General features: G+C 36.0%; 26 protein-coding genes. 8 read left to right on the top strand and 18 right to left on the bottom strand.

The genetic code is table 11. The features are described from left to right. Window positions 1-26: 26 nt before the first annotated feature. From porD to A1704_RS21605, 5 genes are all read right to left on the bottom strand, one after another. Window positions 27-932: a type IX secretion system protein PorD gene (porD, locus tag A1704_RS21585; RefSeq protein WP_062676069.1), complete on the bottom strand. Its 906-nt coding sequence runs from the start codon at window positions 930-932 to the stop codon at window positions 27-29. Window positions 933-968: 36 nt separating this feature from the next. Next, window positions 969-2,174, bottom strand: coding sequence for a bifunctional phosphopantothenoylcysteine decarboxylase/phosphopantothenate--cysteine ligase CoaBC (gene coaBC / locus A1704_RS21590; RefSeq protein ID WP_062676070.1), 1,206 nt, complete (start codon window positions 2,172-2,174; stop codon window positions 969-971). Between the two features lie 123 nt (window positions 2,175-2,297). Next, window positions 2,298-2,621, bottom strand: coding sequence for a DNA-directed RNA polymerase subunit omega (locus A1704_RS21595; RefSeq protein ID WP_002983982.1), 324 nt, complete (start codon window positions 2,619-2,621; stop codon window positions 2,298-2,300). 42 nt (window positions 2,622-2,663) lie between these two features. Then, window positions 2,664-3,659 (bottom strand): outer membrane protein assembly factor BamD, encoded by a 996-nt coding sequence (locus tag A1704_RS21600; RefSeq protein ID WP_062676071.1) that lies wholly within the window; start codon window positions 3,657-3,659, stop codon window positions 2,664-2,666. Window positions 3,660-3,762: 103 nt separating this feature from the next. Beyond that, window positions 3,763-4,392 (bottom strand): TetR/AcrR family transcriptional regulator, encoded by a 630-nt coding sequence (locus tag A1704_RS21605; protein WP_047428771.1) that lies wholly within the window; start codon window positions 4,390-4,392, stop codon window positions 3,763-3,765. Between the two features lie 153 nt (window positions 4,393-4,545). Here A1704_RS21605 and A1704_RS21610 point away from each other — a divergent pair, with 153 nt between their 5' ends. The 4 genes from A1704_RS21610 (at window position 4,546) to A1704_RS21625 (ending at window position 7,156) form a co-directional block, all read left to right on the top strand. Next, window positions 4,546-5,115 carry a TatD family hydrolase gene (locus tag A1704_RS21610; protein WP_238590668.1) on the top strand — a complete coding sequence of 190 codons (570 nt, stop codon included), beginning with the start codon at window positions 4,546-4,548 and terminating at the stop codon, window positions 5,113-5,115. Then, entirely contained in the window at window positions 5,108-5,833 is a 726-nt protein-coding gene (locus A1704_RS21615; protein WP_062676073.1) for a tRNA threonylcarbamoyladenosine dehydratase, read from the top strand. The genes A1704_RS21610 and A1704_RS21615 overlap by 8 nt, the downstream gene beginning before the upstream one ends. Before the next feature lie 101 nt (window positions 5,834-5,934). Continuing rightward, the gene (gene rnpA, locus A1704_RS21620) at window positions 5,935-6,306 is read left to right on the top strand and encodes a ribonuclease P protein component (RefSeq protein ID WP_062676074.1); all 372 of its coding nucleotides are present in this window, start codon (window positions 5,935-5,937) and stop codon (window positions 6,304-6,306) included. A gap of 241 nt (window positions 6,307-6,547) precedes the next feature. Further along, complete coding sequence (locus A1704_RS21625; protein ID WP_062676075.1) at window positions 6,548-7,156, top strand: DUF4126 domain-containing protein; 609 nt, start codon at window positions 6,548-6,550, stop codon at window positions 7,154-7,156. Between the two features lie 38 nt (window positions 7,157-7,194). Here A1704_RS21625 and A1704_RS21630 read toward each other — a convergent pair whose 3' ends face one another. The 12 genes from A1704_RS21630 to A1704_RS21685 form a co-directional block, all read right to left on the bottom strand. Further along, complete coding sequence (locus A1704_RS21630) at window positions 7,195-9,300, bottom strand: hypothetical protein (RefSeq protein ID WP_062676076.1); 2,106 nt, start codon at window positions 9,298-9,300, stop codon at window positions 7,195-7,197. A 1-nt stretch (window position 9,301) separates the two neighbouring features. After that, entirely contained in the window at window positions 9,302-9,853 is a 552-nt protein-coding gene (locus A1704_RS21635) for an LptE family protein (protein WP_062676125.1), read from the bottom strand. Beyond that, on the bottom strand, window positions 9,843-10,547 hold the full coding sequence (locus tag A1704_RS21640; protein ID WP_062676077.1) for a hypothetical protein: 705 nt from the start codon (window positions 10,545-10,547) through the stop codon (window positions 9,843-9,845). Before A1704_RS21640 ends, A1704_RS21635 begins: the two co-directional genes overlap by 11 nt. Before the next feature lie 13 nt (window positions 10,548-10,560). Next, a complete protein-coding gene (locus A1704_RS21645; protein WP_062676078.1) occupies window positions 10,561-11,850 on the bottom strand; it encodes a sigma-54 interaction domain-containing protein in 1,290 nt (429 codons plus the stop codon). A 36-nt stretch (window positions 11,851-11,886) separates the two neighbouring features. Further along, the gene (locus A1704_RS21650; RefSeq protein WP_062676079.1) at window positions 11,887-12,684 is read right to left on the bottom strand and encodes a tetratricopeptide repeat protein; all 798 of its coding nucleotides are present in this window, start codon (window positions 12,682-12,684) and stop codon (window positions 11,887-11,889) included. 203 nt (window positions 12,685-12,887) lie between these two features. Next, the gene (gene miaB / locus A1704_RS21655) at window positions 12,888-14,324 is read right to left on the bottom strand and encodes a tRNA (N6-isopentenyl adenosine(37)-C2)-methylthiotransferase MiaB (protein WP_062676080.1); all 1,437 of its coding nucleotides are present in this window, start codon (window positions 14,322-14,324) and stop codon (window positions 12,888-12,890) included. Between the two features lie 85 nt (window positions 14,325-14,409). After that, on the bottom strand, window positions 14,410-15,189 hold the full coding sequence (locus A1704_RS21660; protein WP_131797559.1) for a hypothetical protein: 780 nt from the start codon (window positions 15,187-15,189) through the stop codon (window positions 14,410-14,412). Window positions 15,190-15,284: 95 nt separating this feature from the next. Beyond that, window positions 15,285-15,767: a hypothetical protein gene (locus A1704_RS21665; protein ID WP_238590669.1), complete on the bottom strand. Its 483-nt coding sequence runs from the start codon at window positions 15,765-15,767 to the stop codon at window positions 15,285-15,287. Window positions 15,768-15,905: 138 nt separating this feature from the next. Continuing rightward, window positions 15,906-17,639 carry a thiamine pyrophosphate-dependent enzyme gene (locus A1704_RS21670; RefSeq protein ID WP_062676083.1) on the bottom strand — a complete coding sequence of 578 codons (1,734 nt, stop codon included), beginning with the start codon at window positions 17,637-17,639 and terminating at the stop codon, window positions 15,906-15,908. A gap of 248 nt (window positions 17,640-17,887) precedes the next feature. After that, window positions 17,888-19,090, bottom strand: coding sequence for a diaminopimelate decarboxylase (lysA, locus tag A1704_RS21675; RefSeq protein ID WP_174525211.1), 1,203 nt, complete (start codon window positions 19,088-19,090; stop codon window positions 17,888-17,890). A 260-nt stretch (window positions 19,091-19,350) separates the two neighbouring features. Further along, on the bottom strand, window positions 19,351-20,574 hold the full coding sequence (locus tag A1704_RS21680; protein ID WP_062676085.1) for a 3'-5' exonuclease: 1,224 nt from the start codon (window positions 20,572-20,574) through the stop codon (window positions 19,351-19,353). Between the two features lie 150 nt (window positions 20,575-20,724). Next, a complete protein-coding gene (locus A1704_RS21685; protein ID WP_062676086.1) occupies window positions 20,725-22,251 on the bottom strand; it encodes a helicase HerA-like domain-containing protein in 1,527 nt (508 codons plus the stop codon). Window positions 22,252-22,596: 345 nt separating this feature from the next. On the opposite strand from A1704_RS21685, the gene A1704_RS21690 reads away from it, so the two are divergent. The 3 genes from A1704_RS21690 to A1704_RS21700 are packed head-to-tail and all read left to right on the top strand — an operon-like array spanning window position 22,597 to window position 24,700. After that, window positions 22,597-24,006 (top strand): MBL fold metallo-hydrolase, encoded by a 1,410-nt coding sequence (locus tag A1704_RS21690; RefSeq protein ID WP_062676087.1) that lies wholly within the window; start codon window positions 22,597-22,599, stop codon window positions 24,004-24,006. 3 nt (window positions 24,007-24,009) lie between these two features. Continuing rightward, on the top strand, window positions 24,010-24,387 hold the full coding sequence (locus A1704_RS21695; protein WP_062676088.1) for a rhodanese-like domain-containing protein: 378 nt from the start codon (window positions 24,010-24,012) through the stop codon (window positions 24,385-24,387). 13 nt (window positions 24,388-24,400) lie between these two features. Then, on the top strand, window positions 24,401-24,700 hold the full coding sequence (locus A1704_RS21700) for a thioredoxin family protein (protein WP_047424552.1): 300 nt from the start codon (window positions 24,401-24,403) through the stop codon (window positions 24,698-24,700). Window positions 24,701-24,759: 59 nt separating this feature from the next. Here the strand turns inward: A1704_RS21700 and A1704_RS21705 are convergent, their stop codons facing one another. Beyond that, window positions 24,760-25,512, bottom strand: a complete 753-nt coding sequence (locus tag A1704_RS21705) for a nitrilase-related carbon-nitrogen hydrolase (protein ID WP_062676089.1) — start codon at window positions 25,510-25,512, stop codon at window positions 24,760-24,762. A 217-nt stretch (window positions 25,513-25,729) separates the two neighbouring features. On the opposite strand from A1704_RS21705, the gene A1704_RS21710 reads away from it, so the two are divergent. Continuing rightward, on the top strand, window positions 25,730-26,170 hold the full coding sequence (locus tag A1704_RS21710) for a DUF6646 family protein (RefSeq protein WP_047428734.1): 441 nt from the start codon (window positions 25,730-25,732) through the stop codon (window positions 26,168-26,170). Window positions 26,171-26,264: the final 94 nt, after the last annotated feature.

The raw sequence follows: 26,264 nt of genomic DNA on the forward strand, positions 1-26,264 counted from the left end.
ACTGTTTTTAAACCTGCTCACAAATCCTAGACTTTCCATTTATTCCACTTATTCTCTATATTCTTTGGTGAAAGGATGATCATTGTCTGTTTAAGATCATTAAGAATCAATCCTCCATTATTTCCGGAATTGAAAATATTGAAAATTTCATCGCTTTTGGTATCCATGAACTGGTTAAAGAAAAACGCCTGCTGGAAATTATTTTCGTACATTTTTAGTTGCATCAGGGCATCAAAAATGACTTTTTTCCCGGCAGTCTGATCCTGGTTGAAAAGATTATCTAATCCAGCTCTGTGGTAAGTATAAATGGTAGAACGTAACTGATTCCAGTTGGGGTTCATAATTTCGTTAATCAAAATAGAACGGCTTCTCGGCTCGTTGATGGTATTCCAGCCCTCATAGTTTCTGTTTTGGGAATTCTGTGCAATCTGCTGTGCTTTTGCGTACCATTGTGATCCTCCCATAGACTGGAAACTATCCGAATCAAGACCTAAAATAACATAAATATAGAAACTGATCACATCGGTAAGATTCTTCCCGGAAAATTGTCTTTCATTAAAAATAAGACTCTCATTTTCAACATATTCAAAAGCAAATCTCTGATCCTGAAGATTAATTAAAGGAGATTCATAAGTTGTATTGTACACAGGTCTTACTGCCTGAATCACAATAGATCCTTTGAATTTGTTAACATCTCTTTCTGCAATAACAATAGAAAAAGCACATTTTATTTTTTCAAAATTCTGAAGTCTTTTACCTGTCCAGCTGGTATTATTGATAAAGTCCCGGAGACTTTTCTCCAACGCTTTGTATGCCTGCTGGTTACTTCCACCCAGCTGTTGGGAGTTTACTTGCACTGTTGCCAACAGCTCCTGAGAAAAACTTTGGGTATATAGAAATAACAGAAAAAATAAACTTATAATTTTTTTCATTGTCTATTAAAAATTGAGAACGGAAATTTATTAAAATTATTTTAAAAGTTGAGCCTCAACAAAATTGAGAATATCTTTTGCTACTTCATCCTTGGATTTCAGATTGAATTCCTTCTTTTCTGTTTTAGTAAATATCTTGATTTTGTTGGTATCATTTTTAAAACCGGCTCCTTCATCGCGCAAGGAATTGAGAACGATCATATCCAGATTTTTCTTTTCCAGTTTTCCTTTGGCATTTTCTTCTTCATTTTGCGTTTCCAATGCAAATCCTACCAAAAACTGATGGGTTTTCTTTTCCCCCATTGTTTTAAGGATATCGGGATTCTTAACCAATTCTATCGTGAGGTTTTCATCATTCTTTTTGATTTTTTCCTTCGCCACTTCTTTTGGAGCATAGTCTGCCACGGCTGCACTGGCAATTCCAATATCAACACTTTCATAAAATTCAAATACTTTAGCCAGCATTTCTTTGGCTGAAGTCACTTTATAAAGTTCAATATTCGGATCATTGATGATTTGAAAACTCGGTCCTGAAATCAGAATTACTTTAGCTCCTCTTTTTGAAGCTTCTTCTGCGAGAGAGAATCCCATTTTTCCTGATGAATGATTCCCGATAAATCTTACCGGATCTATTGCTTCATAGGTAGGTCCTGCAGTAATTAAAACCGTTTTTCCTTCAAGGCTTCGGGATTGGATATCCGAACTTAAATAATGTTCTACCGTATTAAAGATAGTTGCCGGTTCTGCCATTCTTCCCTGCCCGATCAGCCCACTGGCCAGCTCTCCGTTTTCCGCAGGAATGATAATATGTCCAAAGCTTTCTGCCAGCTCCAGATTTTTTTTTGTAGAAGGGTGTGCATACATATCAAGGTCCATTGCAGGAGCTATGAATACAGGACATTTTGCAGACATATAGGTGGCAATAACAAGATTATCACACATTCCGTGAACCATTTTTGACAGTGTATTGGCCGTACATGGAGTAACGATCATAACATCCGCCCAAAGAGCCATTTCCACATGACTGTTCCATGTTCCGTTATCACTATAAAAATCCGAATACACGGGTTTTTTGGATAATGTAGACAGGCTTAGTTTTGTTACAAAGTTTTCTGCATCAGGAGTCATAATAACCTGTACTTCGGCACCTTTCTTCACAAAATCTCTGATCAGAAAGTGAATTTTGTAACCCGCAATTCCTCCAGAGACAGCGATAAGTATCTTTTTACCGGAAACACTCATTTAGTTCTAATTTTTTGGAATACTAAAGTACTTATTTTTTCCCACACAATGAGGCTTTAAAACAACAAAGGTCATAAAAGAAGTAAATTCCTTTATGACCTTGATTTATTAAAATACAGAAGATTATTTTCTTTCTTCTGTTTTTCTGAAATAAACATCATCGTTTAACCATTCTTCAATAGCAATTGAAGTTGGCTTTGGAAGCTTTTCGTAATGTTTAGAGATCTCAATTTGCTCTCTGTTTTCGAAAACCTCTTCTAATGTAGAATTGTGAACGGCAAATTCATCCAATTTGTTGTGAAGTTCCGTACGGATCTCCGCATTGATCTGCTCTGCTCTCTTTCCCATGATAACAATAGCTTCATAGATTGAACCTACTTTATCTTCAATCTTATCTTTGTCGTAAGTAATAGTATTTACTTCTGCTTTTGTATCTTTTACACTCATTTTGAGAAAATTATTTTTATTTTAAGATGGCAAATTTACGAATTATCTTTGAATTTTGAAAGTCGCTGCAGGAGGAGGTGTCTTAAGTGCTGCACTGTCCCTCTGTAACTGCATTGCTTTCTTTTCATTGCTGATTTGATCCTTGATTTGCTGTTCTGTTTTATCTTTATCTGCCAGTTTTTCAGCTTCTTTTTTCTGTTTTGCTGTTAAAGCCGCAATTCTGGCCTCAGTTTGTTTTTTAACAACTACGAAGTTCTGTTTTTCTTTTTCCAGTTTTTCTCTAAGATCTACTGCTGTTTTAGAATATTCTGTGTTGGGAAGTTCTTTCTCTACCAGCTTTGTATAAGTAAGAGCACTTTCAATACGTTCATCTTTGAGACCATATACAGACTTCATCGCCAATTCATAACGTGACTTCATGATATAGTCATAAATCTTTGAACGAAGTTTTGTACTTGGAAAATCTTCCAAAACATTTTCAAATGCTACATTGGCTGCTTTATACTCACCCATTTTGTAGTATTGTCTTGCATTTTCATAAGCTTTAAATTCCAGCTTATAAGACAATTCATCAATTAATTGGCTGATATTCTTAGATCTTTCAGAGTTGGGATAATTGTTCAGGAATTCCTGAAGTTCATTAATGGCCAATTCTGTACTCGACTGATCCAGGTTGTAATCCATAGAACCTTCATAGTAGCATAATGCAGACATATAGGCTGCTTCTTCTGCTCGCGGGTCTTTTGGAAAACTTACTGCAAAATTCTTAAACTGGTGTCCTGCCAGCTTATAACTTTTGTCGTAATAATTGGCATAAGCTGTATTGAAACCTACGTTAGGAAAATCATCTGTTCCCGCCACAAGATTGGCAAGTCTGTCGTAAAGAGCCAATGCATTTTTCCATTTTTTCTTGGCAAAATTTTCATTAGCTGCCTTTAAGATAAATTCTTTATCAGCACTTCTCATTGCTCTCTCCTGCTGACTTACACAAGATGTAATCACCGCTACAGCAAAAAGACCTAAAATATATTTTTTCATATATAAAATTCAACAGTTTTCGGATTATACAGCCGATTTACTAATTTGCAAAAATATAACTTTTTTGCCAATAGATTTTTTTTTATGAATATTTAACGTAATTTTAGTCTGCAGCGTATCCCAAAATCGCAAAAACACTTAATAAAAGATTCATTCTCACCTTTTTCTCTGCTTCTTTTGCATAGGTTTCCTCATTTTTGCTCGGAACATAGAGCTCATAGAAATTTTTATTCCTGATGACAAATAAAGTGGATCCGATGATCATGGTAAGAATGTCTTCAGGTTTGGGTGTAAAAGTAAAAACTCCTGATGCGACACCTTTTTTAATGACTTCATCCAGTTTTTTCACAAATAGCTGATAGAAATCCAGCAGTTCATCTTTCAGATTCTCTGTATGACGAAGCTCCTGGGTCACGAAACCATGAAAATAATTATACTTGAAAAGCTGAGAAACAATATATTTAATCATTTCCCGTAATTGCATTTCAGGCTTACCATCCTTGATCGTATCTGCAAATTCTGAAAAATTCTCTCTTGTTTTCAGTACTCTGTACTGATAGAGATAGGACATCATTTTCTCTTTAGAACCGAAGTAATAAGAGATCATGGCGACGTTGATATTTGCTTTGGAACAAATATCTCTTACAGAAGTTCCCTCATATCCTTTCTTGGCGATGAGCTCTTCTGCAATATCCAATATGTGAATCTGTTTTTCTGTAAATTTTTTTTTCATGAAGTGTACTTTGAGTAAAGTTAAGAAATTTTTAACACATTTATAAACGATCGTTTAATAATTTTAAATTAATTCTGAAAATACTTACTTTTGAATATGGATTTTTTTGATTTTCATCATCATAAGAAATATATAAGAAACGGAATTTACAATATGAACATTGAACAAATCCCGCCTGATTTCCCTTATTCTATTGGAATTCATCCCCAAGATATTGATGTTAACAATCTCGAACAGCAGTTTTCATGGATGAAAAGTATGATGTTTCAAAATTGTTTTGCCATTGGTGAATGTGGTTTAGATTCTTTAGTTTCTATAGATCAGAAAATTCAGGAAGACGTTTTTTTAAGACAGATCATGGTCGCTAATGAAGTCAAAAAGCCCATGATTATTCATTGTGTAAGAAAATTTTATGAGGTCATTTCTTTTAAAAAGAAAGCCGAACAGCCCATGATCATTCATGGTTTTAATAAAAAACATCAAATTGCCGAAGACCTTCTTGCCAATAATTTTTACCTGAGTTTTGGAAAAGCTGTTTTGTATAATTTATCTTTGCAGGATATTTTGAAAAACACTCCATTAGACAAACTCTTTTTAGAAACTGACAATGAAGATTTTAGCATCGAAGAATTGTATGATAAAGTTTCGGAAATAAAAGGTATTTCTTTGGAACAGCTCAATGAACAAATTTTAGAAAATTTACACTCAATAAAAAATGGATAAGTACTGGTTGGAAAGAACGGAGCTTCTGGTAAAAGAAGAAGGCTTGGAAAAATTGAACAAAGCTACTGTTTTGGTTGTTGGCTTAGGCGGCGTAGGTTCTTTTGCAGCTGAATTTCTTGCAAGAGCCGGAGTTGGCAATATGACGATTGTAGATGGTGATACCGTAGACATTACCAATATCAACAGACAGCTGCCGGCTTTACATTCCACCATTGGAAAGCATAAAGTAGAAGTGGTAGCTGAAAGACTTTTAGATATTAATCCCGATCTTAATTTAACCAAAATCAATGAGTTTCTAAATCCTGAAAGAATGGATGAAGTTCTGGATTCTGCAAAATTTGATTATGTTTTAGACTGTATTGACAGTGTAACGCCAAAACTTTGTCTGATTATCGCTGCCAAAAGAAGAAGAATAAAAATTGTAAGTTCAATGGGTGCCGGTGGAAAAACTGATCCAAGCAAGGTAATGGTAAGGGATATCAGCAAAACTGAACACTGCCACCTCGCAAGACAGGTAAGAAAAAGGCTGAAAAAAGTAAAAATTGACAAAGGAGTCCGTTGTGTTTTTGCCAATGACATCCAGGATGAGGAAAGTCTGAAAATGACTGACGGGACCAATTATAAAAGATCTTTTTACGGAACAATAAGTTATATGCCTGCCATTTTCGGGTTGTATACCGCTTCAGAAGTGATTAATCATTTATTAAATCAGGATTAAAATATTTTCTCATGTATTTCACAGATTTTTAAAACGATTTTCATGTCTTAATCTGTGAAATATGCGGGAGAAAAATAAAAAAATATATTTACATTTCGTAAATGACAAATTCCAAATATCCCAGAGCGGAAAAGCTCAAAAAAAACACAGAGATCAGTTTGCTTTTTGAGAAAGGTAAATGGAGAACAAGCGGAAACCTTAGAATTATTATTCTAAAGGATAAGCCCAACCTTTCTGTAGAAACTGCAAGATTTGGAGTTTCTGTTTCTAAGAGATATTTTAAAAGAGCAGTACACAGGAATCGTATCAAAAGGTTACTGAGAGAATGCTATCGTCTGAATAAAGATCTTTTCAGGCAAGCCTTTGGAGAAAAAACTATGGCAATGCTGTTTTGGGTTTCTTCTGAGATGCCTCCTAAATTTCAGGATGTGGAAGCACAGTTTATCAAACTCTGTGAAGCGCAGAAAAAATAATTTTTTCTTTAAAATAAAAAGATCTGTGAGACATTTTCTTGCAGATTTTTTTATTTCCCACAGATCACACAAATTTTCAGATAAGTATGTATAAAATATTTTTACGCTACAATAAACCACGAATTGCAAAGCTCGAGACTCGTATCACGTATCACTCGACCCCAAACTCAGACATTAGCAATACTCCAAATATCATATAGTTTTTGTATTTTTAGAGAAAACAATAAATCTGAAAATTAATATGTTAGATAACGTTCCCTATTTTTCTTATATCATCAGTGCATTTATTGGGATTGGATTGGCAGCTGCTACAGGCTTCCGGGTATTTCTTCCTATGTTTATTGTAAGCCTTGCCTCCTATTTCAACTGGATTCCCATGAATGAGCATTTTGAATGGCTTGCTGGTCTTCCTACACTTATTACAACAGGAATAGCCACTATCATTGAAATATTGGCTTATTACATCCCTTTTGTTGACCATTTACTGGATACTGTTTCTATTCCCATGGCAACAGTAGCTGGTTCCATATTATTTGCGAGTCAGTTTGCTGATCTTGGAACTTTCCCACAATGGGCTTTGGCATTAATTGCCGGTGGAGGTACAGCAGCTACCATCAGCTCTGGATTTGCAGGAATAAGGGCTGCTTCTACTGCGACTACCGGAGGTTTAGGAAACTCTATGGTAGGAACAACAGAGACAGCTGGTGCAGGTATCATGTCTGTTCTCGCAATGGCAGCTCCGGTAATAGCGGCCATATTTGCTCTAATCACATTAATTGTTGTTATTATATTTGGGCGGAAGGCCTGGAAAAAATTAAAAAGCACTAAAAGCAATTCTCAGAAGTTATAAAATGAAAAAGGTACTGATGAGAACAGTACCTTTTCATTTTAATTTTTACTTCTGAAGTCTTTAATATCTTTAATCTTGGATTCAAAATAGTCTTTCTTCTCAGGACTCTTTTTGATCAATATTTCAAATGCTTTTATGGCCTTTGTATAGAGTTTCTGTTCAAAATAAAGATTCGCCAATGTCTCTGTCATCAAATGTGAGATATCGTCATTCTTTTCTTTTACAACATAGGTACTTTCTTCTTTTAACTGACTGATTCTAGGATTGTTTTCAATAAAGGTTTCAATAGCCTTTTCTTTAATTTCTGACTTTTCCTTTACAATTTCTTCTGTTCTGCCAATCTTAAGCCAGCTCTGCCACGTATTGATAAAACCTGGAACATTGCTGTCTATTGATGATGGAGTAGTATTTTTCATAGTAACCTCCTGTACTTTTTCTACTACAGGTTCTTCTTTCTTTTCTTCAACCTTAAGGGTAGAAATATCGGTTCCAAAGAATGAAACATTCATTACGGGAACATCTTCTTTTAAAGTTTCTGTTACCGTTTTTTCTTCTTCAGTTGATTCACTTGGGGCAGCATTATCATCTTCAGTTTCTGAAGTCTCCACTACTGGCAAAACTTCTTCCTTAACAGCTTCTGTAGATTGTGTCTCTTCAGTAATACCTTCAGACTCAGTAACAGGAGCTGCTTCCACTACCAGAGATTGTATTTCGGGAGCTGATGCTTGTTCAGGTTTACTGATTAAAGAATCTGGCATATTGGATTCCACACTCATCGGTTTCCATGCAGACTGTACTTCAGAGGTTTCTTCTATCTTTTCTTCAGCCAACTCAGAATTAGTCTCTTCTACAGGTAATTGATTTTCAATAACTCCTTCCTGTACAGGTTCTTCTTTTATTTCTTCAGGCTTATTGTCACTGGTTGACCAGAAATGAAAGTTTTGAGTATCAGCGAAGCTAATTTCATGATCCTCAACTGTTTCAGGCTCTACTTCTTCCTCTTGCTGAGCAAGTTTAGTTTCCTTCATTTTTTTCTCAACCTCTTCAATCAGGCGTCTCATTTCCTCCTCATGTTTATTGATGTTCGGTTGGGAAATTTCAACAGTCTCCATTATTTCTTCGCTGTTAGCCTGGATTTTAACGTCTGGCATAAATGAATCTGTTCCATGGAAACTTACTTCCGCATCAGATATTTCCACTGAAGGCAATCCTTCATTACCATTTTCTTCTTTTACACCAGAAATCGGATCTTCGTCGATAATGGTTTCCGGTGTAAAGTCTTCTCCGGCTTCTGCTTCAGCTTGTATTTTTTCCTGGTAAGCAGATTCTTCCTCAGAAACCAATTCAGTTTTATGGCCGGATTCCTCTTTTACAGGCTCTTCTTCTGCTGCTGCCTCACTATTTATTTCTGATAATAAAGGTGCTACTTCATGAAAACTGGTATTTCCTTCTTCTTCAATATTGTCTTCCTCTTTTTCTGAAGAAATCTGATCTTCGCGAATGATAGTTTCTGCTGTAAGCGCCTCTCCATCATTCTCCTTAGTTTCAACTTGTCCGGATTCTACTTTCTCCTGAACCGGTTCTTCAACTGTAGACTCAGTCTTCTGGGTTACCAGAGTTCCAGATTCAAGGGTAGATTCAATATCTATGGTTTCAGAATTTTGCTCATCCAGGAAGTTTTCTTCTCCTTCAAATAAAATTCTGTTTCGTTCACCGTTTACATAAATGTGTTTAACTTCCTGTGCGGTTGGTAAGACACAAGTACTTTTCTCCTCTTCCAAAGGTTTTTCCAAAGAAACTTCTTCTTCTCTTCTGATGGGGAAGGATTGGATCTTTGGAGTAAATTGGGCAGGTTTTTCAATTGTTTTAGAAGGTTTCTTTTCTTCCACAATTTCGGGTTTCACCTCCTGTCTGATCTTTCCGTTGATCAGCTGATATAAAATCTTTTTATCAGTAGTATATGCAGCCGTTACAGAAAGTTCCTTCTGATAGTTTTCTTTTTCATACAGATGCACTCCATACAGATGAAGCGCCCTGATATTCTGAATATAAGGAAAAGTGTGAATCTCTTCTTTCAAAAGACCAAGGTCTTCTAACTGAATATTTTTCGGATTTTTTATTAATTCTAAAACTCTCGGATTCATCTTACCAATTCGCTACAATGTCGTTAAATATTTTATTAATAATTCTATCTGTTACCAGCTTTACCTGCTGGTCTTCGATCTGACTTAGGGATACATCACTGTTGAAAGCGGCTTCATCAGAATATGTTCTGTCAAAACTTGCATCCGGATGAATTTTATTTTCATAATGTACCTTTACTGTAATCGTAAGTTTATTCTGTGCCTGCTGAATCACTCCTCCAGAAGGGTTGGTCTGGGTATTGGAGCTGATGGTGGTAGGGGTAATGGAATAGTCTGTAATTTCTCCTTCAATCAGGATATCCGGATTTTCTTTTGTTCCTTTCAAAGTGGTTCTCTGAAGGAATCTGTTTTGAATCGCTGTAGAAAACTGTTGTGATAATGCAGGGTTTACAAGAGGAGCATTATTGGGAAATTCATTAATCTGAACTGTTTTCTCATCTGTAAGAGACGATCCTGTAAAGCTGTAGCATGAATTTAAAACTCCAAGCAATGCAAAAAGCACTCCCGTTAACAGTGATTGTTTCAAGCTGATATTGTTAATTTTAAAGTTCATTTTTAGATCCAATTTCAATAATTTCATCATACTCAATTTGTTGAATAGCATCTTCATAAGCAAAATAATTTGCTGTGTATAAGAATGGTAAGGTAAGAAAAATTCCTATCCCGCAAGCAACAATACCAATCTGGGACAAAATACTTACTACCAATGAGAAAAGAAAAATTGACAATAGATTTCCCTTGCTCATAATTTTAGAAATATTCCAGGCTTCTTTTACTTCTTTGATTCCTTTAAGACTGATTAACGGAATAATATAAAAGCCTTTTAGAACAAAGTAATATATAGCTGCTATTATTAAAAATATATAAGGAAACATAAAAAGTCCTACCATCGGATTGGGCTCATCCCTTCCGGAAATTGCTCCTGATATACCCAGCACAGCAAATAACGGGATATAAAGCAATAAAACACCACCAAAAACAATTAACTGCAACATAAAATAAGGCATGAAATCTTTGAAATCAAAAATATCTCCGGGACTTGCCGGCTGGTTTCTGTTCAGCCTCTGAAGGTATTTGTATAAATTACCCATTGCTAATAATCCACAGAATGGAATAATAGACATGATAAAGCATACTAAAAATGCTATAAAAATATTCCCGAAATCTTTCTTTAAAAGTTCGAAACCTTTGTTTATATATTCTCCGAGTTTAAAATTGATCGGCTTGGGTGTTAAATTGACTTTCATTATTTATGTTTTGCTAATCTTCCAGGTTATATTGTTTTATTTTTCTGTATAAAGTTCTTTGGGAGATTCCCAACTCATCTGCAGCTCTGTTCCTACGTCCTTTATGCTTCTCCAAGGCCTTGATAATCAAATCTTTTTCATTGTTCTGAAGAGAAAGAGATTCTGGTCTGTTTTCCTCAATTTCGATATCTTCAATATCTTCATAACTATCATCAGGACTAGAAATAATTGTTGGAGTCTGAACTGCCGGAGTATCGTTATTATTATCAAAATATAACAAAGATCCGGAATTCACCTGCGGCTGACTTTCAGGGGTATAAATCCTGTTGATCAGGTTTTTCTCATGGTTGCTCAGATCTGCTGTTCCTCTGTTCTTGATCAGTTCCGAAGTTAAGGATTTTAAATCATTAATATCATTCCTCATATCGAACAGAATTTTATACATGATCTCTCTTTCACTTCCGAAATCATTTTGTTTTGGAGTGCTTTGCGTATTGACCACCATTGGAAGATGGGTTTCCATAGGAATATACTCGGCAAGCTTCTCAGCAGTGATATTTCTGTTTCTTTCCACAACGGTCATCTGCTCTACTAAATTTCGTAGCTGGCGGACATTTCCCGGGAAAGAATAACTTTCTATATAATGAACAGCACTCTGCTCCAGCTCCAGTTCCGGCATTCTGTATTTTTCTGCAAAGTCAATTGCAAATTTCCTGAACAGCAAATGAATGTCTCCTTTTCTTTCTCTCAAAGGTGGCATATCAATCTGAACAGTATTCAAACGATAATACAAATCCTCACGGAATCTTCCATCGTGGATAGCTTTCATCATATTAACGTTGGTAGCTGCGACAATTCTCACATTGGTTTTCTGCACTTGTGAAGAACCTACTTTCATAAATTCACCACTTTCCAGCACTCTTAAAAGACGAACCTGAGTTTGTAGAGGAAGTTCTCCTACCTCATCCAAAAAGATGGTTCCGCCGTCTGCTACTTCAAAATATCCTTTTCTTGTAGCTGTAGCTCCTGTAAAAGCTCCTTTTTCGTGTCCGAATAATTCTGAATCTATGGTTCCTTCCGGAATGGCTCCACAGTTTACAACGATATAAGGCTGATGTTTTCTTCTGGATTCTGAATGAATGATTTTCGGAATAAATTCTTTCCCTACCCCACTTTCTCCAATCACAAGTACAGAGATATCTGTAGGTGCAACCTGGATAGATTTTTCGAGGGCACGGTTAAGTGCAGGAAAGTTTCCGATAATTCCGAAACGGTTTTTTATGTTTTGTAGCTCGTTGCTCATAAGTAAATTTTTGATTATTGACTGAATGTTAATCTTCTACAGCTCTTCAATCTGTTGTCTGTAGACTTTGTTAAAGTGATGAGTGTAGACATCTTTCATGGTCTTCCCTTCATCATACGTTTGTAAGGCTAACATTTTTAAATCCAAATAATCTTTGTTTCTGATCTTAGAAACTTTACTTTTAAAGTATATATTCTCAGCAAAGTCGTACTCTTTGCTTTGTTTTTCAAAATTTTCCAGGGCTCTGTCGTATCTTCCCAGCTCGAAATAGGTAACTCCCAGCTGATAATGATCGAACATTCCCTTCACATAACCTCTGGTAGCCAGAAGCCTTTCTATAATCCCTGCTGCTTTTTCTTTCTGTCCTAAAGCACTGTAGGACAAAGCTCTTACTACGTCCAGGTTATAGTCTCCGTTCTGAGATCTTCCTAAATCTCCGGGCTCATATTTTTTTAACCCTTCTAAATCCTGAATTGCCCCTTTATAGTCTCTCAAAAACTGAAACTTTGTCCAGCCTCTGTAACCAAGGTGCATTTTAGGGTCTAAAGCAACTGCTTTATCTATTAGAATCTTCCAGGTTATGAAGTCCCCGTTTTTAAGATATGGAACTGCTTTTTCCATATAAGCATAGGAAAAATCGGGACACAATTCAATGTCTTTATCGAAAGCTTCCTGAGATTCTGCTAGACCTTGTAAATCTGAAGCCCAGTTGTATAACTCACACGCCTTTTTACAGTTCTCACCCTCTACTGCATTACAGTTGACCTGTGCAATAGTATTGGTGTAAACGATAAGTAACAAAAAGCTAAGGTAATACCTCTGAAACTTTTCCATTTTTAATTTTATAGGTTGAATAATGATAGTAAACTACTTTTAAACCTTCTATCTCTTTCAGACCTGGGCTCATATACCATAATCTGAACAGTACTGTCTTTCCTTCACAATTTACTAAAAATCTTACGGTAATATACCCGTTGATCTTTTTTTAAGAATATATATTTTCTTTTTTTAAGTTTTTCAGTGATGGTAACTTAATTTTATTCTACTGTCCTCCCTAAAAGCGTGCCTTGCGTATTATCATACACAAAAACGTTCACAATGTCACCTATTTTCTGTCCTTCCAGTTTATCGAAGACACATACCGCATTCTGAGAGTTTCTTCCTTTCCACTGATTTTTGTTCTTCTTGGAAATTCCTTCGATAAGGATCTGGTGCTCTCTTCCTACATAAGATTTCATTCTTTGTTTTGAAAGCTCACCCTGAAGGGCAATAACCTCAGCAAGACGTCTTTGTTTTACATCAGCCGGAATATTATCTTCCATTTTCTTGTGCGCCGGTGTTCCCGGTCTTTCTGAGTAGGCAAACATATAACCGTAGTCATATTCTACTTCTCTCATAAGACTTAAAGTATCCTGGTGATCCTCTTCTGTTTCATTACAGAATCCAACGATCATATCCTGAGAGAATGCGACTTCCGGAACAATTTCTTTTGCTTTTCTGATCAGATCAAGATATTCTTCACGGGTATGCTGTCTGTTCATCGCTTCCAGCATATTATTGCTTCCGCTTTGTACAGGAAGGTGAACATATTTACAGATGTTGTGATGCTTTGCCATCATTTTGAATACATCCAGACTCATATCCTGAGGATTTGAAGTAGAGAATCTGATTCTCAGCTCCGGAACGGCTTTAGCCACTAAATCAAGAAGCTGAGCAAAATTAACGGCTGTTGCTTTCTGCATTTCAGAAGCTTTGGCAAAGTCTTTTTTAGGACCGCCTCCATACCAAAGGTAAGAGTCTACGTTTTGGCCTAAAAGGGTGATTTCTTTATATCCGTTATTGGCAAGATCTTTACATTCTTCAATAATAGAGTGCGGATCACGGCTTCTTTCTCTTCCTCTGGTAAAAGGAACCACACAGAATGTACACATATTATCACAACCTCTTGTAATGGTAACAAATGCGGTAACACCGTTTCCACCTAAACGAACAGGATTGATATCGGCATAAGTCTCTTCTTTGGAAAGAATAACGTTGATGGCATCTCTTCCATCATCAGTTTCTTTTAAAAGGTTCGGTAAGTCTCTGTACGCATCCGGACCTACAACAAGGTCAACCAACTGCTCCTCTTCCAAGAACTTGGTTTTCAATCTTTCTGCCATACATCCTAGTACACCAACCGTCATATTCGGTCTTTCTTTTTTCAGATTTTTAAACTGAGAAAGACGCATTCTTACAGTCTGTTCTGCTTTTTCACGGATGGAACATGTATTTAAAAGAATCAGGTCTGCTTCTTCAACTTTCATCGTTGTATTATAGCCCTGTTCATTAAGAATGGATGCAACAATCTCAGAGTCAGAGAAGTTCATCTGACAACCATAGCTTTCTAAAAACAGTTTTTTAGAGTTCTCCGGTTTTTCTGCAATAGCAAAAGCTTCGCCCTGTTTTGTTTCGTCTATATATTTTTCCTGCACGATAATCAATTTAAGGTCCGTAATTTAAAATTACGAACGAATAAGTTTGCAAAGATACAAAATATTGTGACAGAATGTCAGGAGATTATCTGTATCTGTTATCATGGAAATTTTGATCCATTATTTTATCCTGATCTTCCAACTCTCTCTGTAGATCAAATTGTTGAAAAATTGGTTGAGTAATTTTAGCTCTAATTGGAATATTATTAAATGTAGCAGGATTCCATTTTCCTTTTATTCTAGACAGACTATTGATGATATCTTTCTTTTCATAGTCAAAAAAATCACCTTCAATCTTGAAATCCTCCATTTCGCCATTCTCATTGACAACAAATGTCAACAAAGCTCTTTTGTCTTCGTTTTTCTTTACGAATCTTTCAAAAATAGACTTAACCTCAAATCCAAAAGCTTTTATTCCTTTTTTAAAAGTTGGGCCTTTCTTTTCATTTTTGCTTGGATCATCTTTGGAATTAACTAAATAAAAAGGATTTATTTCAAATTTGGCAATGGCTCCAATAAACTTTCCGTTTACTTTTGCCGGCATCCATTTTTTGAGATGGGGAATAATTTTACGGCTGAAATCAAATGCGCATTTATTTTTTTGAATTTCTAAAGTATCAAAATCTTTAACATAATTGATCGTTGAGTTTTCATGCACAAGAATCTGTACATTATACCGTTCTTCGCTTTTTTCGCAAGGCAACAACTTTTTCTCTTTAACAACCATTACCATCTCCTTAGTTAATTGATTTACACCTCCAACGTAAAAATCTTGGCCATAAGGATATTTATCCAAAACTTCATTTTGAGCAAAAATTAATTTTGTTGCAAAGAAAGTAATAAACAACAAAATTTTTTTAATCATGGTCATGTTTCATCTTATTTCTTTTTTCAGATCTTAATTGATCTCTTCACTAAATATCTCCCTGTGTTTAAATTTTGAAAAGAAAACCTTTGCATCTAATCAATATCCACAGACATTGAAGAGAAGTTCATTTTAACCTTGATCTGTGAAGCTACAGGCTGCCCGCCACAAGAGGCCGGAGTCCAGTTTTTCTTGATTCTTCTTACTACATATTGCATATCGTCAAAAAAAACTTCACTGTTCTGTACTTTAGGCATTCCTTTCACATCTACTACTTTTCCTTTAGCATCAAGCACTAAGGTAAATGTAAAATCTCCAGTCAAAGCATAGAAATCTGAATTCAGATATGCATACATATATTTGTTGAGAATTTCTTTATAGGCCGCGACACCTCCTTCGAAAGCAGCAGGTTTAAAATCATTACATTTTACAGCCACCTGCATAAAAGGTTCTTTGATATCTATTTTCAGAACATTTTTATTGCTTTCCCTGATAAAAGAATCATCACGGTCTTCCTGATCCTGCGCCAATGAAAAATTCATTACACATAAGGCTAAAAATAAAAATATCGTTCTCATAATTTTGTATACTAAATAATAGACAAAGGTAAATATTTAGCTTATTTATAAACAATAAAAACTTCACGCAAAGCATGAAGTTTCAGAATTTAAATATTGCGAATTCAATACGAGTTTTGAATTCATTATTTTTTAATCTTACAGTAACCCTTTAATGTGTTTATAATTACTTTTTACGGTTTCAAAAACCTCATCCATTTTACCTCCAAGCATCAGCTGGGCCATAGACTTTGTCATTCCCATAATCTGATCAAATTCAATCTTAGGAGGAAGGGCCAGTGCATTAGGATTGGTGAAAATATTCAGAAGATAAGGTCCGTTGTGATCCAGACATTCTTTGATGGCACTTTCTACTTCTTCGGGAAGATGAACATTTTTTCCCGGATAGCCCATCGCATGTGCTAACATGGCAAAATCCGGGTTAATCATATCGGTTTCATTATCTGGCATCCCGCCAACTTCCATTTCCAGTTTTACCATTCCCAACGTTCTGTTGTTGAAAACAATTAGTTTCACAGGGAGTTTATACTGAAAAATAGTAGCCATATCCCCTAAAAGCATGGATAGTCCACCGTCTCCACATAGAGCAATTACCTGTTTCTCAGGATGCGCTAAAGCTGCTCCGATAGCCATTGGCATTGCGTTAGCCATTGATCCATGATTGAATGAACCCAGCATTTTCCTTTCGCCTGTTCCTGTAATAAATCTTGCTCCCCATACACAGCACATTCCGGTGTCTACCGTAAAAATAGCATCATGCTTAGCAAGTTTGTCTAAAGTATGGGCCACATATTCCGGCTGAATAGCATTCTCTTTTCCAGAATCTTTCACATACTCCAACTGGCTTTCTTTCACTTTATCATAAAATGCCAGCTGCTCGTTCAGGAAATTAACATCAGTTTTTTCGTCAAGTAACGGCAATAATGCTTTGATGGTTTCTTTGACATCCCCGGCAAGTCCTAGCTCGAGTTTTGCTCTTCTTCCCAATCTTTCAGGACTTTCATCAATCTGGACGATTTTATTTTTTACAGGCATGAATTTCTGATAAGGAAAATCCGTCCCCAGAAGAATGACGAGATCAGCTTCATGCATGGCGTGATAGGCTGAAGGAAATCCTAACAGACCTGTAAGTCCCACTTCATTTGGATTATTGGGCTGAATAGCCATTTTCCCCCTAAATGAATATCCTACGGGCGCTTTTAACAGATTGGACAAAGCAACCACTTCATCACGGGCTTCAGCAGCGCCTATTCCGCAATAGATTGTTACTTTTTTACTATTATTTATCAGTGTTGACAAGCTTTTCAACTCCTCATCCGAAGGTCTTATGACAGGATTTGTTTTAAAGATTTGAGTGGAAGTAGAGCCTTCTTCGGCATCTAATTCAGAAACATCTCCCGGAAGACCTATCACCGCAACTCCTTTTTTGGAAATTGCATGTTGGATAGCAGTCTGTACAGTTCTCTGTACCTGCTCTGGCCGGGTAATCATTTGATTATAGTAACTACAGTCGTCAAACAGTTTTATCGTATTGGTTTCCTGAAAGTAATCCATGCCCATTTCATCACTGGGAATGGTGGAAGCAATGACCAGCATTGGAACATGAGAGCGATGAGCTTCATAAACTCCATTGATCAGATGAACGTGTCCGGGACCACAGCTTCCGGCACATACAGCTAACCCATCAAGCTCCGCCTCTGCAGCGGCAGCATAAGCTCCTACTTCTTCATGTCTTACATGAATCCATTGGATACTGCTTTTTTTGACTGCAATATTCAGATGATTAAGACTGTCGCCTGTTACAGCATAAATTCTTTTCACATTGGCATTTTCGAGCATTTCAACAATCTGCTCTGCGATGTTTTTTGCCATAATTACTCTGTTTTGGTGATTGTTTTTAGATGAAAATAGTATTTGAGAAGAAGAAAATCTTCCTATCTCTATCAAATTTAACGAATAAAGTTGAGACTCTATCCCTAACGCAATGTTAAAAACTTGTAATTTAATTTTGATTTTTTTCTATTCAAACCTCACGGGTTTTCAAAACCCGTGAGGTTTAATATTCCGCTGTAAAACAAAACAGCCACCTAAAAGGCGGCTGTTTATATTATATGTGGATTTTACATCACTATTTCAATCTGATTTCTCAACAGATCTTCAAACTCATCTCTTTTACGGATCAAATGAGCTTTTCCGTCTAAGAACAATACTTCAGCCGGTTTTAATCTTGAGTTGAAGTTTGAACTCATTTCAAAACCATACGCTCCTGCATTGTGGAAAGCAAGGATATCTCCTTCTCTTACTTCATTCAGTTTTCTGTCCCATGCAAAAGTATCGGTTTCGCAAATATTTCCTACAACAGTATAAATTCTCTCTGCTCCTTTTGGGTTAGAAAGGTTCTCAATCATGTGATAAGAATCATAGAACATCGGACGGATCAAATGATTAAATCCGGAGTTCACTCCAACAAAAACAGTAGCCGTTGTCTGTTTAATTACATTAGCTTTCACCAATAAATATCCGCTTTTCCCAACTAAGAATTTCCCAGGCTCAAACCATAATTCGAATTTTTTTCCTGTAGATTTTGAAAATTCAGAAATTACTTTCTCTACTTTTTTACCTAATGTTCTCACATCAGTTTCTTCTTCACTGTCCTGATAAGGGATCTTGAAACCACTTCCCATATCCAGATATTTCAGATTCGGGAAATGCTCAGAAAGCTCCAGCATAATCTCCAATGCCTGAAGAAATACGTCCGGATCTTTAATTTCGCTTCCCGTATGCATGTGAAGTCCTTCAACATTCAGGTTGGTACTTTTCATCACTCTTTCAATGTGACGAACCTGGTGAATGGAAATCCCGAATTTACTATCGATATGCCCCGTTGAGATTTTATAATTACCCCCAGCAAAAATATGTGGGTTGATTCTTACTAAAATAGGATAAGTGTTCCCGTATTTATTCCCGAATTGCTCAAGAATAGAAATGTTATCAATGTTAATATGAACTCCAAAAGTCATTGCTTCTTCTATTTCGGCCAGGTCAACACAATTGGGAGTAAACAATATCTTTTCTTTCGAAAATCCTGCCTTCAACCCTAGTTTAACCTCGTTAATAGATACACAATCCAAAGATGCACCCAGGTTCTTGACATATTTAAGAATATTGATATTCGTTAAAGCCTTCGCTGCGTAGAAGAACTTCGTATGTTTTAAAAATGAAGAGGTAAGTTTTTCATATTGAATTTTGATGGACTCCGCATCATAAACGTACACTGGTGTGCCAAACTCATTGGCAATCTTTAATAATTCTTTTGAATTCATAATTTCATTTTAACATAAAAAAAGGCAGATTCTTCAGAAAAGAGCCTGCCACATTGATTATTTTTTATGCAAGACAACTCTTTTAAATATTCCAAACCTTAGAGAACTTTACAGCTCCCTTTTTTCCAGTTTTATTTTGTTTAAAATTTTGCATTGCTTGTATTTATTTTTTGCAAAAATACTATTTATTTTTTACTTTTTGAAAATTGATTGTACAACCATTGTCTTCAGAAGACAACTTGTAACGTATAGACACTCTTTTACTTCGGTAACGGTAATGTCTCAAAATCCCCACGAAGAAGAGCCAACTGCAGTTCATTATTCAGATCTGTGGAAGATAACGGAAGATCAATTTTCAACTTAGCCAGCTTACTCAGTGTCTGAATCTGCGTAAACAGCTCATAGAATCCAAAGGAAACCAATTTCCCGTTTTCTATGATTAAAAATAACTTTTCTCCTAATTTTCTTCCTGGTCCAAGCCAAAGTTCATTTCTTTTTCTGAATTCAATTTTTTGTTTCAAGACAGAAAAATCTTTAAATTCTTCCTGAGAACCAATAAACTGAAGAGCTTTTGTTCCCTGGGTAAATGACCTGAATTTCAAGACTGGCTTCTCTGTTTTATTGAGCTTATTTTTCTCAACCACATATTTATTATTCCTGAAATATAGTCCGAAAGGTAAAACTTCTTTCTTTTTAATATTCTTGGAATTCAGTATCAGTTTGGCAATAATATCTGTTCCGGTAAGTTCAAAATTAATCTGCTCAACATCTTTCTGAATCTGTTCCCATTTTTTTGATTTGGAATTGAAAACCTTTTTGGAAAATTTGTTGATATCCTGAACATAATCAGAAAACATAATACGTCCACCTTCATCCTGAAAATAGACAAAACCTTTATCATTAGGAAGATCTTGAGTCAGCTCTTTGATCTTATTGATATACGTTTTGGCGTTAGACTCATCATGCTGCTTCTGAATGATCTCATTTTCGGTATCCTTTGAAATCAGAAGCTTGAAAAGTTCTAAGGTAGCTCTTGCATCACCTTCCGCCCTGTGATGGTTATTCAATGGAATACCTAATGATTTCACCAGTTTTCCCAAGGAATAACTTACCTCATCAGGAATCAGTTTTTTTGTTAACGGAATTGTATCTAAAGTATTGATTTTAAAATCATAACCAAGCCTTTTGAATGACTGGCGAAGCATCCTATAATCAAAATCAATATTATGCCCCACCAAAGTTGTATTTTGAGTAATTTCTATCACTCTTTTGGCAATTTCATGAAATTTCGGAGCAGTTTTGACCATTTTCGGGGTAATACTGGTCAGTTTTTGTACAAAAGGAGTGATATCACCTTCAGGGTTTACCAGAGATATAAACTGGTCTATAATTTTCTGACCGTCATATCTGTAAATGGCGATATCTATAATGCATTCATTTCTATAACCTGCACCATTACTTTCTATATCTATAATTGAATACATGAATGTTTTAACTGCTGTTTTTCTGGTTTAATATTTAAAACCGACGCTTTATTCCCCAATAAAATACGGTCTTATTTTTCTTTATTAAGTAAAGATAACCTGCTAAAATAACAAAAAATATATCAAAATACAGCAGATTGTCTTTCAAAATTATCTTCTTCTGCCTCCCAGACCGAACATTCCGAGAATAGCTTTTGCTCCTTCTCTCATTAATGTAGAGGTAAAAGTACGGCCAGCTTTACTTTGCAATACCTGTTCAAACATTCCAGGTTCTTCTTTTACCGGCTTTGCCTTTTGGTTAGGTGACGGGTTTTGTGCAGCCTGTTCCATCCTATTGGTAAGCATTTCATAAGCAGATTCTCTGTCAATTGCCTGCTCATATTTTGCAACAAGTGCTGATCTTGAAGTCAGATCAGAGATTTCCGCGTCATTCAAAACATCCATCCTTGATTCCGGAGAGATCAGATAAGTATGTACTAATGGGGTAGGAATTCCTTTTTCATCAAGTGCTGTAACAAATGCTTCTCCGATTCCCAAATTCTGGATCAGGCTGGAAGCATTATAATATTCTGTGGTAGGATAGTTTTCAACGGCTTTGGTAATTTCTTTTTTATCTTTTGCCGTAAAACCTCTTAGAGCATGTTGTATTTTTAATCCTAGTTGGGAAAGTACATTTTCAGGGACATCACCAGGAATCTGGGTAATAAAATAGATCCCCACTCCTTTGGAACGGATCAGTTTTACCATCGTTTCAATTTGTGAAAGAAGGGCCTTGGAAGCTTCATCAAAAATCAGGTGGGCTTCATCAATGAATAATACCAATTTTGGTTTCCCGCTATCTCCTTCTTCCGGAAATGTCATATAAATTTCTGCAAAAAGAGAAAGCATAAAAGTGGAGAAAAGCTGTGGTTTGTTCTGGATATCTGCTACTCTTAAGATATTAACCACTCCTTTTCCGTCTCTTGTTTCCAGCAAGTCATGAACATCAAAGCTTAGCTCACCAAAGAATCCTGCCGCTCCTTGTTGTTCCAGAGCTACAATAGATCTTAAAATAGCTCCCAAAGATGCTGATGCAATAGATCCATAATTAGCTGCAAGTTCAGCTTTTCCCTGTGCATTATCCGTCACGTACTGCAGTACTTTCTTCAAATCGTTAAGATCAATCAATGGAAGTCCTTTATCATCACAGTATTTGAAAACTATAGACATGATACTTTGCTGGGTATCATTCAATTCAAGAATTTTGCTTAATAAAACAGGCCCAAATTCTGTAACCGTAGCTCTCAATTTTACACCTTTTCCTCCGGAAATACTCATGAGTTCTACTGGAAAACCTTGTGGATTATAAGGAAGCTGTGTTTTGCCATACCTTTCTTCAATGATAGGATTCATCTGACCTGCTTCTGCAATCCCGGAAAAGTCTCCCTTAATATCCAGAACCAAAGACGGAATTCCTGCGTGAGAAAGCTGTTCTGCAAACACCTGTAACGTTTTTGTCTTACCGGTTCCGGTAGCACCGGCAATAAGACCGTGACGATTTATGGTTTTCAGAGGAATGGTTACATTGACTTCTGTCACCACTTCGCCATCCAACATTCCTTTTCCTAATATTATATGCTCTCCTTTTGGAGTATATCTAGCGTTAAGTTCTTCAATAAATTGTGTTTTGTCTGCCATTTGATCGCTTTTTTAACTTATAAATATAAAATTTTTTGTAAAATATGTAAAGATATTTTCTGAAGAACTTCTCTCCGCTTCTTTCGAAAATAAATTTGTCCTTCAATAATCAAATTTTAAACCACGATCATTATTTTTTTTCTGCCAGGAAGGATATAGGAACTAAACATGATATAAAACAGCATTTACCATTATCTTTATGTAAGGCATTCTTTTTGCTGAAAAAACAACATATACTAAACGTACGTTTAACAAAGTATTGAAAGAAACTATCAATGGGATTTAACATTTCATTTAGAATTGATCTAATACTTCGTATCTTTAACTCATTAAAAAAAGACCCCAATGAAAATTGAACAAATATATACGGGCTGTCTGGCTCAGGGTGCCTATTATATTGTATCAGAGAATGAAGCTGCCATTATTGATCCGCTAAGAGAAGTAAAACCTTATCTGGATCGTCTGGAAAAAGACAATGTCACTTTAAAATATATTTTTGAAACTCACTTCCATGCAGATTTTGTATCAGGACATTTGGATTTAAGCAACAAAACAGGTGCTCCTATTGTATATGGACCTACCGCTGCTCCGGAATTTGACGCTATTATTGCTGAAGACAATCAGATTTTTGAGATCGGAAAAGTGAAAATAAAGGTCATGCACACTCCTGGGCATACGATGGAAAGCAGTACTTACCTTTTAATCGATGAAAATGGTGTTGAAACTGCAATCTTTACTGGTGATACGCTGTTTTTAGGAGATGTTGGAAGACCGGATCTTGCCCAGAAGGCAACTAATCTTACTCAGGAGGATCTTGCTGGAATTTTGTATGACAGCCTTCAGAGCAAAATCATGCCATTGGATGACAGCATCACTGTATATCCAGCTCACGGAGCCGGATCTGCTTGTGGAAAGAATATGCAGAAAGAGACAGTTGATATCTTAGGAAACCAAAAGAAAACCAATTACGCTCTTAATCAACCGGATAAAGAGTCTTTCATCAGAGAAGTTCTGGATGGCTTAACAGCTCCTCCAAAATATTTCGGGATGAATGTCGCTTTAAATAAAGGTGGCTATGAAAGTCTGGACGTTGTGATGAACAAAGGATTGCAGCCTGTAACACCTGAAGATTTCGAAGCTCTGGCAGAAGAAACAGGAGCATTAATTTTAGATACAAGAGGAGCTGCGGATTTCCATAAAGGATTTGTTCCCAACTCTATCAATATAGGACTGAAAGGTGATTTTGCCCCATGGGTAGGAACGCTTATTGTAGATGTAAAACACCCTTTATTATTAATTACTGATGAAGGAACTGAAGAGGAAGTAATCACAAGACTGAGCCGAGTAGGTTTTGACAATGTAATTGGTTACCTGAAAGGCAGTTTTGAAGCATGGAAAAATGCAGGTAAGGAAACGGATGAGATCAAAAGAATTACTCCGGCTGAATTTGCAGAACAATTTACAGCAGACGCTACAGTAATTGATGTAAGAAAACTTACGGAGTATTCCGCAGAACACATTGACAATGCTTATAACAAGCCACTAGACATTATCAGTGACTGGGCTCGTACCATTGATGATTCTGAACATTTCTTCCTGCACTGCGCAGGTGGGTACAGAAGCATGATTGCCGCAAGCATCCTTAACTCGCACGGAATCAGAAACTTTACCGAAATCGAAGGTGGTTTTAACGGAATCAAAAAAACGGAAAAACTTCCAACCACAGATTTTGTATGCCAATCTAAGACCCTGTAAGACATGAAAATTCAGTTTTTCGGATTATTTTTAGCATTAACATTTACGCTAAATGCCTGCAAGACAAACTCTACAGCAACTGTTTCTACGGCTAACATCAAAGAAATGGTTAACAGCTCTGATGTAACATTGGTGGATGTCAGAATTCCGGAGCAATATGCCGCAGGAACAGCAAAGAATGCCATCAACATTCCTTTGGCAGAGATTCAAAACAATATAGAAACTCTAAAAGGTAAAAAAGTTGTTGTGTTTTGCAATAAAGGAATCCAGGCTGATCAGGCGATGGAAATTCTTAAGAAAAATGGTGTGGAAGCTTATGATGGTACAACCTGGAAAAATGTAAAAGCGATCCAGGATGAAACAAACAAAAATGCAAACTAATAAAACCAAAACTATGTCACAAAAATTTCAGGAAATCATAGATTCCGAAAGACCCGTACTTATCGATTTTTTCGCAACATGGTGTCAGCCTTGTAAAGTACAGTCTTCGGTATTAAATACAGTAAAAGAAAATATTGGTGAAGGAGCAAGAATTATAAAAGTAGATGTAGATCAATATCCTGCACTGGCAGCTCAGTATGGCGTACGTGGAGTCCCTACACTGGCCATTTTCAAAAAAGGAGAAATGCTTTGGAAGGAAAGTGGTGTTCATGATGTGAACACATTAACGAACCTTCTGCAACAATATGTTTAAATAAAAACAAAAAAATAATAAAGGCTGAAGTTCACATGAATTTCAGCCTTTATTATTTTTTATAGTTGAATGGAGAAACTATCCCGGTCATTTAAAAACTGGAAATGCTTTCTAAAATCGTTCAATTCTTCCATATATAATTCTGCAGATACAAGATTTCCCTGTTTCTGAGAAATTTCTTTTCCATCTCCAAAGAAGCAGTGAGAGCTTTCCTGATACAACAGATCATTTCCATCGGTCCCGATTCTGTTTAAACCAAATACAAAAGATAAGTTTTCAATAGCTCTGGCTTTCAACAGATGTTCCCATGCTCCTACCCTTTTCTCGGGCCAGTTGGCAACATATAATATGGCATCATAATCATCGTTATTCCTTGCAAAGACAGGAAAACGTAGATCGTAACACACCTGAAGCAGGAAACGTATTCCTTTATATTCAACAATTACTCTTTCCTTTCCTGGCGTGTATACTTTATCTTCTCCGGAAAAAGAAAACAAATGTCTCTTATCATAAAAAGTGATTTCGCCATCCGGTTTTACAAAGAACATTCTGTTGTAAAAATTGCCGTCCTGTTCTACCGGAGCACTTCCGCAAAACGCAGCATTTTTCTCTTTTGAGATTTTTTTCAAAAACTGTAGTGATTCATTATTTCTGTCCGAAACTTCAGAAGCATCCATACAGAAACCTGTTGAAAACATTTCAGGAAGCAGAAACAGATCTGCCTCCACATTGAGCAATTCGCTTTCTATACGCGCAAAATTCTCAGTTTTTTTTTTCCATATGATATCTAAATTAAGTCCTACAACTTTCATCTTTTATTCTTTTAAATTATTTCATATATGAAATATAAAAATACATCTTTTAACTTTATGAAAGTAGAATTAAATGGTTGAAGAATGCTTTAGTATTTAAAATAGAATTTATTTCTTAATAATTTATTAAAGTCAAGCATTTTTACAATATTGCCATTCTTTCGGTTTCATTTTTGATAGAAATATTTTTTATTATTATCCTTAAAATTAAAAATTTATGAAGAAATTGTTTTTTATGGTGGCGATCTTCTTTTTTGGTGCTATGGCTAATGCTCAGGCGTGGACAGGAAAGGGGGATCAGAAAATACAACTGGGGCTGAGTGCCTGGGGCTATGGAACCGGAATTACAGGAACGTATGACTATGGCCTCAACAAACTGATTTCAGTAGGAGCCGGGATCAATGGCTATTTTGATAATTATAAAAACAACGATAAAGATAATCGTGTTTTTGTGTTTGGAAGACTGAACTTTCATTTACAGGAAGCTCTAAATTTGCCTTCCAAATGGGACATCTATCCTGGAGTAGACCTTGGAGTTCTTGGAAGAGACTTTGGAGTGGGAGCTCACATCGGAGCCCGTTATTTCTTCACAGAAAAAATTGGAGTCTTTGCAGAGGTTGGTAATAATGGCAGCCTTGGTGTTTCTTTCAATTTATAATCTTATCATTAAATCAATCTTTAAATATGACAAAGCTTCTTGTTTCGGGGAGCTTTTTTATTTGGCATAGTTTTGATAATTGTTACCTTTGCAA

It is taken from the genome of Chryseobacterium cucumeris (assembly GCF_001593385.1).
In the GTDB taxonomy this organism is placed as follows: Bacteria; Bacteroidota; Bacteroidia; order Flavobacteriales; family Weeksellaceae; genus Chryseobacterium; species Chryseobacterium cucumeris.

Bases quoted from the DNA above. Each gene is read 5' to 3' on its own strand.
- porD (WP_062676069.1), bottom strand. From the start codon at position 932: ATGAAAAAAATTATAAGTTTATTTTTTCTGTTATTTCTATATACCCAA.
- coaBC (WP_062676070.1), bottom strand. From the start codon at position 2,174: ATGAGTGTTTCCGGTAAAAAGATACTTATCGCTGTCTCTGGAGGAATT.
- A1704_RS21595 (WP_002983982.1), bottom strand. From the start codon at position 2,621: ATGAGTGTAAAAGATACAAAAGCAGAAGTAAATACTATTACTTACGAC.
- A1704_RS21600 (WP_062676071.1), bottom strand. From the start codon at position 3,659: ATGAAAAAATATATTTTAGGTCTTTTTGCTGTAGCGGTGATTACATCT.
- A1704_RS21605 (WP_047428771.1), bottom strand. From the start codon at position 4,392: ATGAAAAAAAAATTTACAGAAAAACAGATTCACATATTGGATATTGCA.
- A1704_RS21610 (WP_238590668.1), top strand. From the start codon at position 4,546: ATGAACATTGAACAAATCCCGCCTGATTTCCCTTATTCTATTGGAATT.
- A1704_RS21615 (WP_062676073.1), top strand. From the start codon at position 5,108: ATGGATAAGTACTGGTTGGAAAGAACGGAGCTTCTGGTAAAAGAAGAA.
- rnpA (WP_062676074.1), top strand. From the start codon at position 5,935: ATGACAAATTCCAAATATCCCAGAGCGGAAAAGCTCAAAAAAAACACA.
- A1704_RS21625 (WP_062676075.1), top strand. From the start codon at position 6,548: ATGTTAGATAACGTTCCCTATTTTTCTTATATCATCAGTGCATTTATT.
- A1704_RS21630 (WP_062676076.1), bottom strand. From the start codon at position 9,300: ATGAATCCGAGAGTTTTAGAATTAATAAAAAATCCGAAAAATATTCAG.
- A1704_RS21635 (WP_062676125.1), bottom strand. From the start codon at position 9,853: ATGAACTTTAAAATTAACAATATCAGCTTGAAACAATCACTGTTAACG.
- A1704_RS21640 (WP_062676077.1), bottom strand. From the start codon at position 10,547: ATGAAAGTCAATTTAACACCCAAGCCGATCAATTTTAAACTCGGAGAA.
- A1704_RS21645 (WP_062676078.1), bottom strand. From the start codon at position 11,850: ATGAGCAACGAGCTACAAAACATAAAAAACCGTTTCGGAATTATCGGA.
- A1704_RS21650 (WP_062676079.1), bottom strand. From the start codon at position 12,684: ATGGAAAAGTTTCAGAGGTATTACCTTAGCTTTTTGTTACTTATCGTT.
- A1704_RS21660 (WP_131797559.1), bottom strand. From the start codon at position 15,189: ATGATTAAAAAAATTTTGTTGTTTATTACTTTCTTTGCAACAAAATTA.
- A1704_RS21665 (WP_238590669.1), bottom strand. From the start codon at position 15,767: ATGAGAACGATATTTTTATTTTTAGCCTTATGTGTAATGAATTTTTCA.
- A1704_RS21670 (WP_062676083.1), bottom strand. From the start codon at position 17,639: ATGGCAAAAAACATCGCAGAGCAGATTGTTGAAATGCTCGAAAATGCC.
- lysA (WP_174525211.1), bottom strand. From the start codon at position 19,090: ATGAATTCAAAAGAATTATTAAAGATTGCCAATGAGTTTGGCACACCA.
- A1704_RS21680 (WP_062676085.1), bottom strand. From the start codon at position 20,574: ATGTATTCAATTATAGATATAGAAAGTAATGGTGCAGGTTATAGAAAT.
- A1704_RS21685 (WP_062676086.1), bottom strand. From the start codon at position 22,251: ATGGCAGACAAAACACAATTTATTGAAGAACTTAACGCTAGATATACT.
- A1704_RS21690 (WP_062676087.1), top strand. From the start codon at position 22,597: ATGAAAATTGAACAAATATATACGGGCTGTCTGGCTCAGGGTGCCTAT.
- A1704_RS21695 (WP_062676088.1), top strand. From the start codon at position 24,010: ATGAAAATTCAGTTTTTCGGATTATTTTTAGCATTAACATTTACGCTA.
- A1704_RS21700 (WP_047424552.1), top strand. From the start codon at position 24,401: ATGTCACAAAAATTTCAGGAAATCATAGATTCCGAAAGACCCGTACTT.
- A1704_RS21705 (WP_062676089.1), bottom strand. From the start codon at position 25,512: ATGAAAGTTGTAGGACTTAATTTAGATATCATATGGAAAAAAAAAACT.
- A1704_RS21710 (WP_047428734.1), top strand. From the start codon at position 25,730: ATGAAGAAATTGTTTTTTATGGTGGCGATCTTCTTTTTTGGTGCTATG.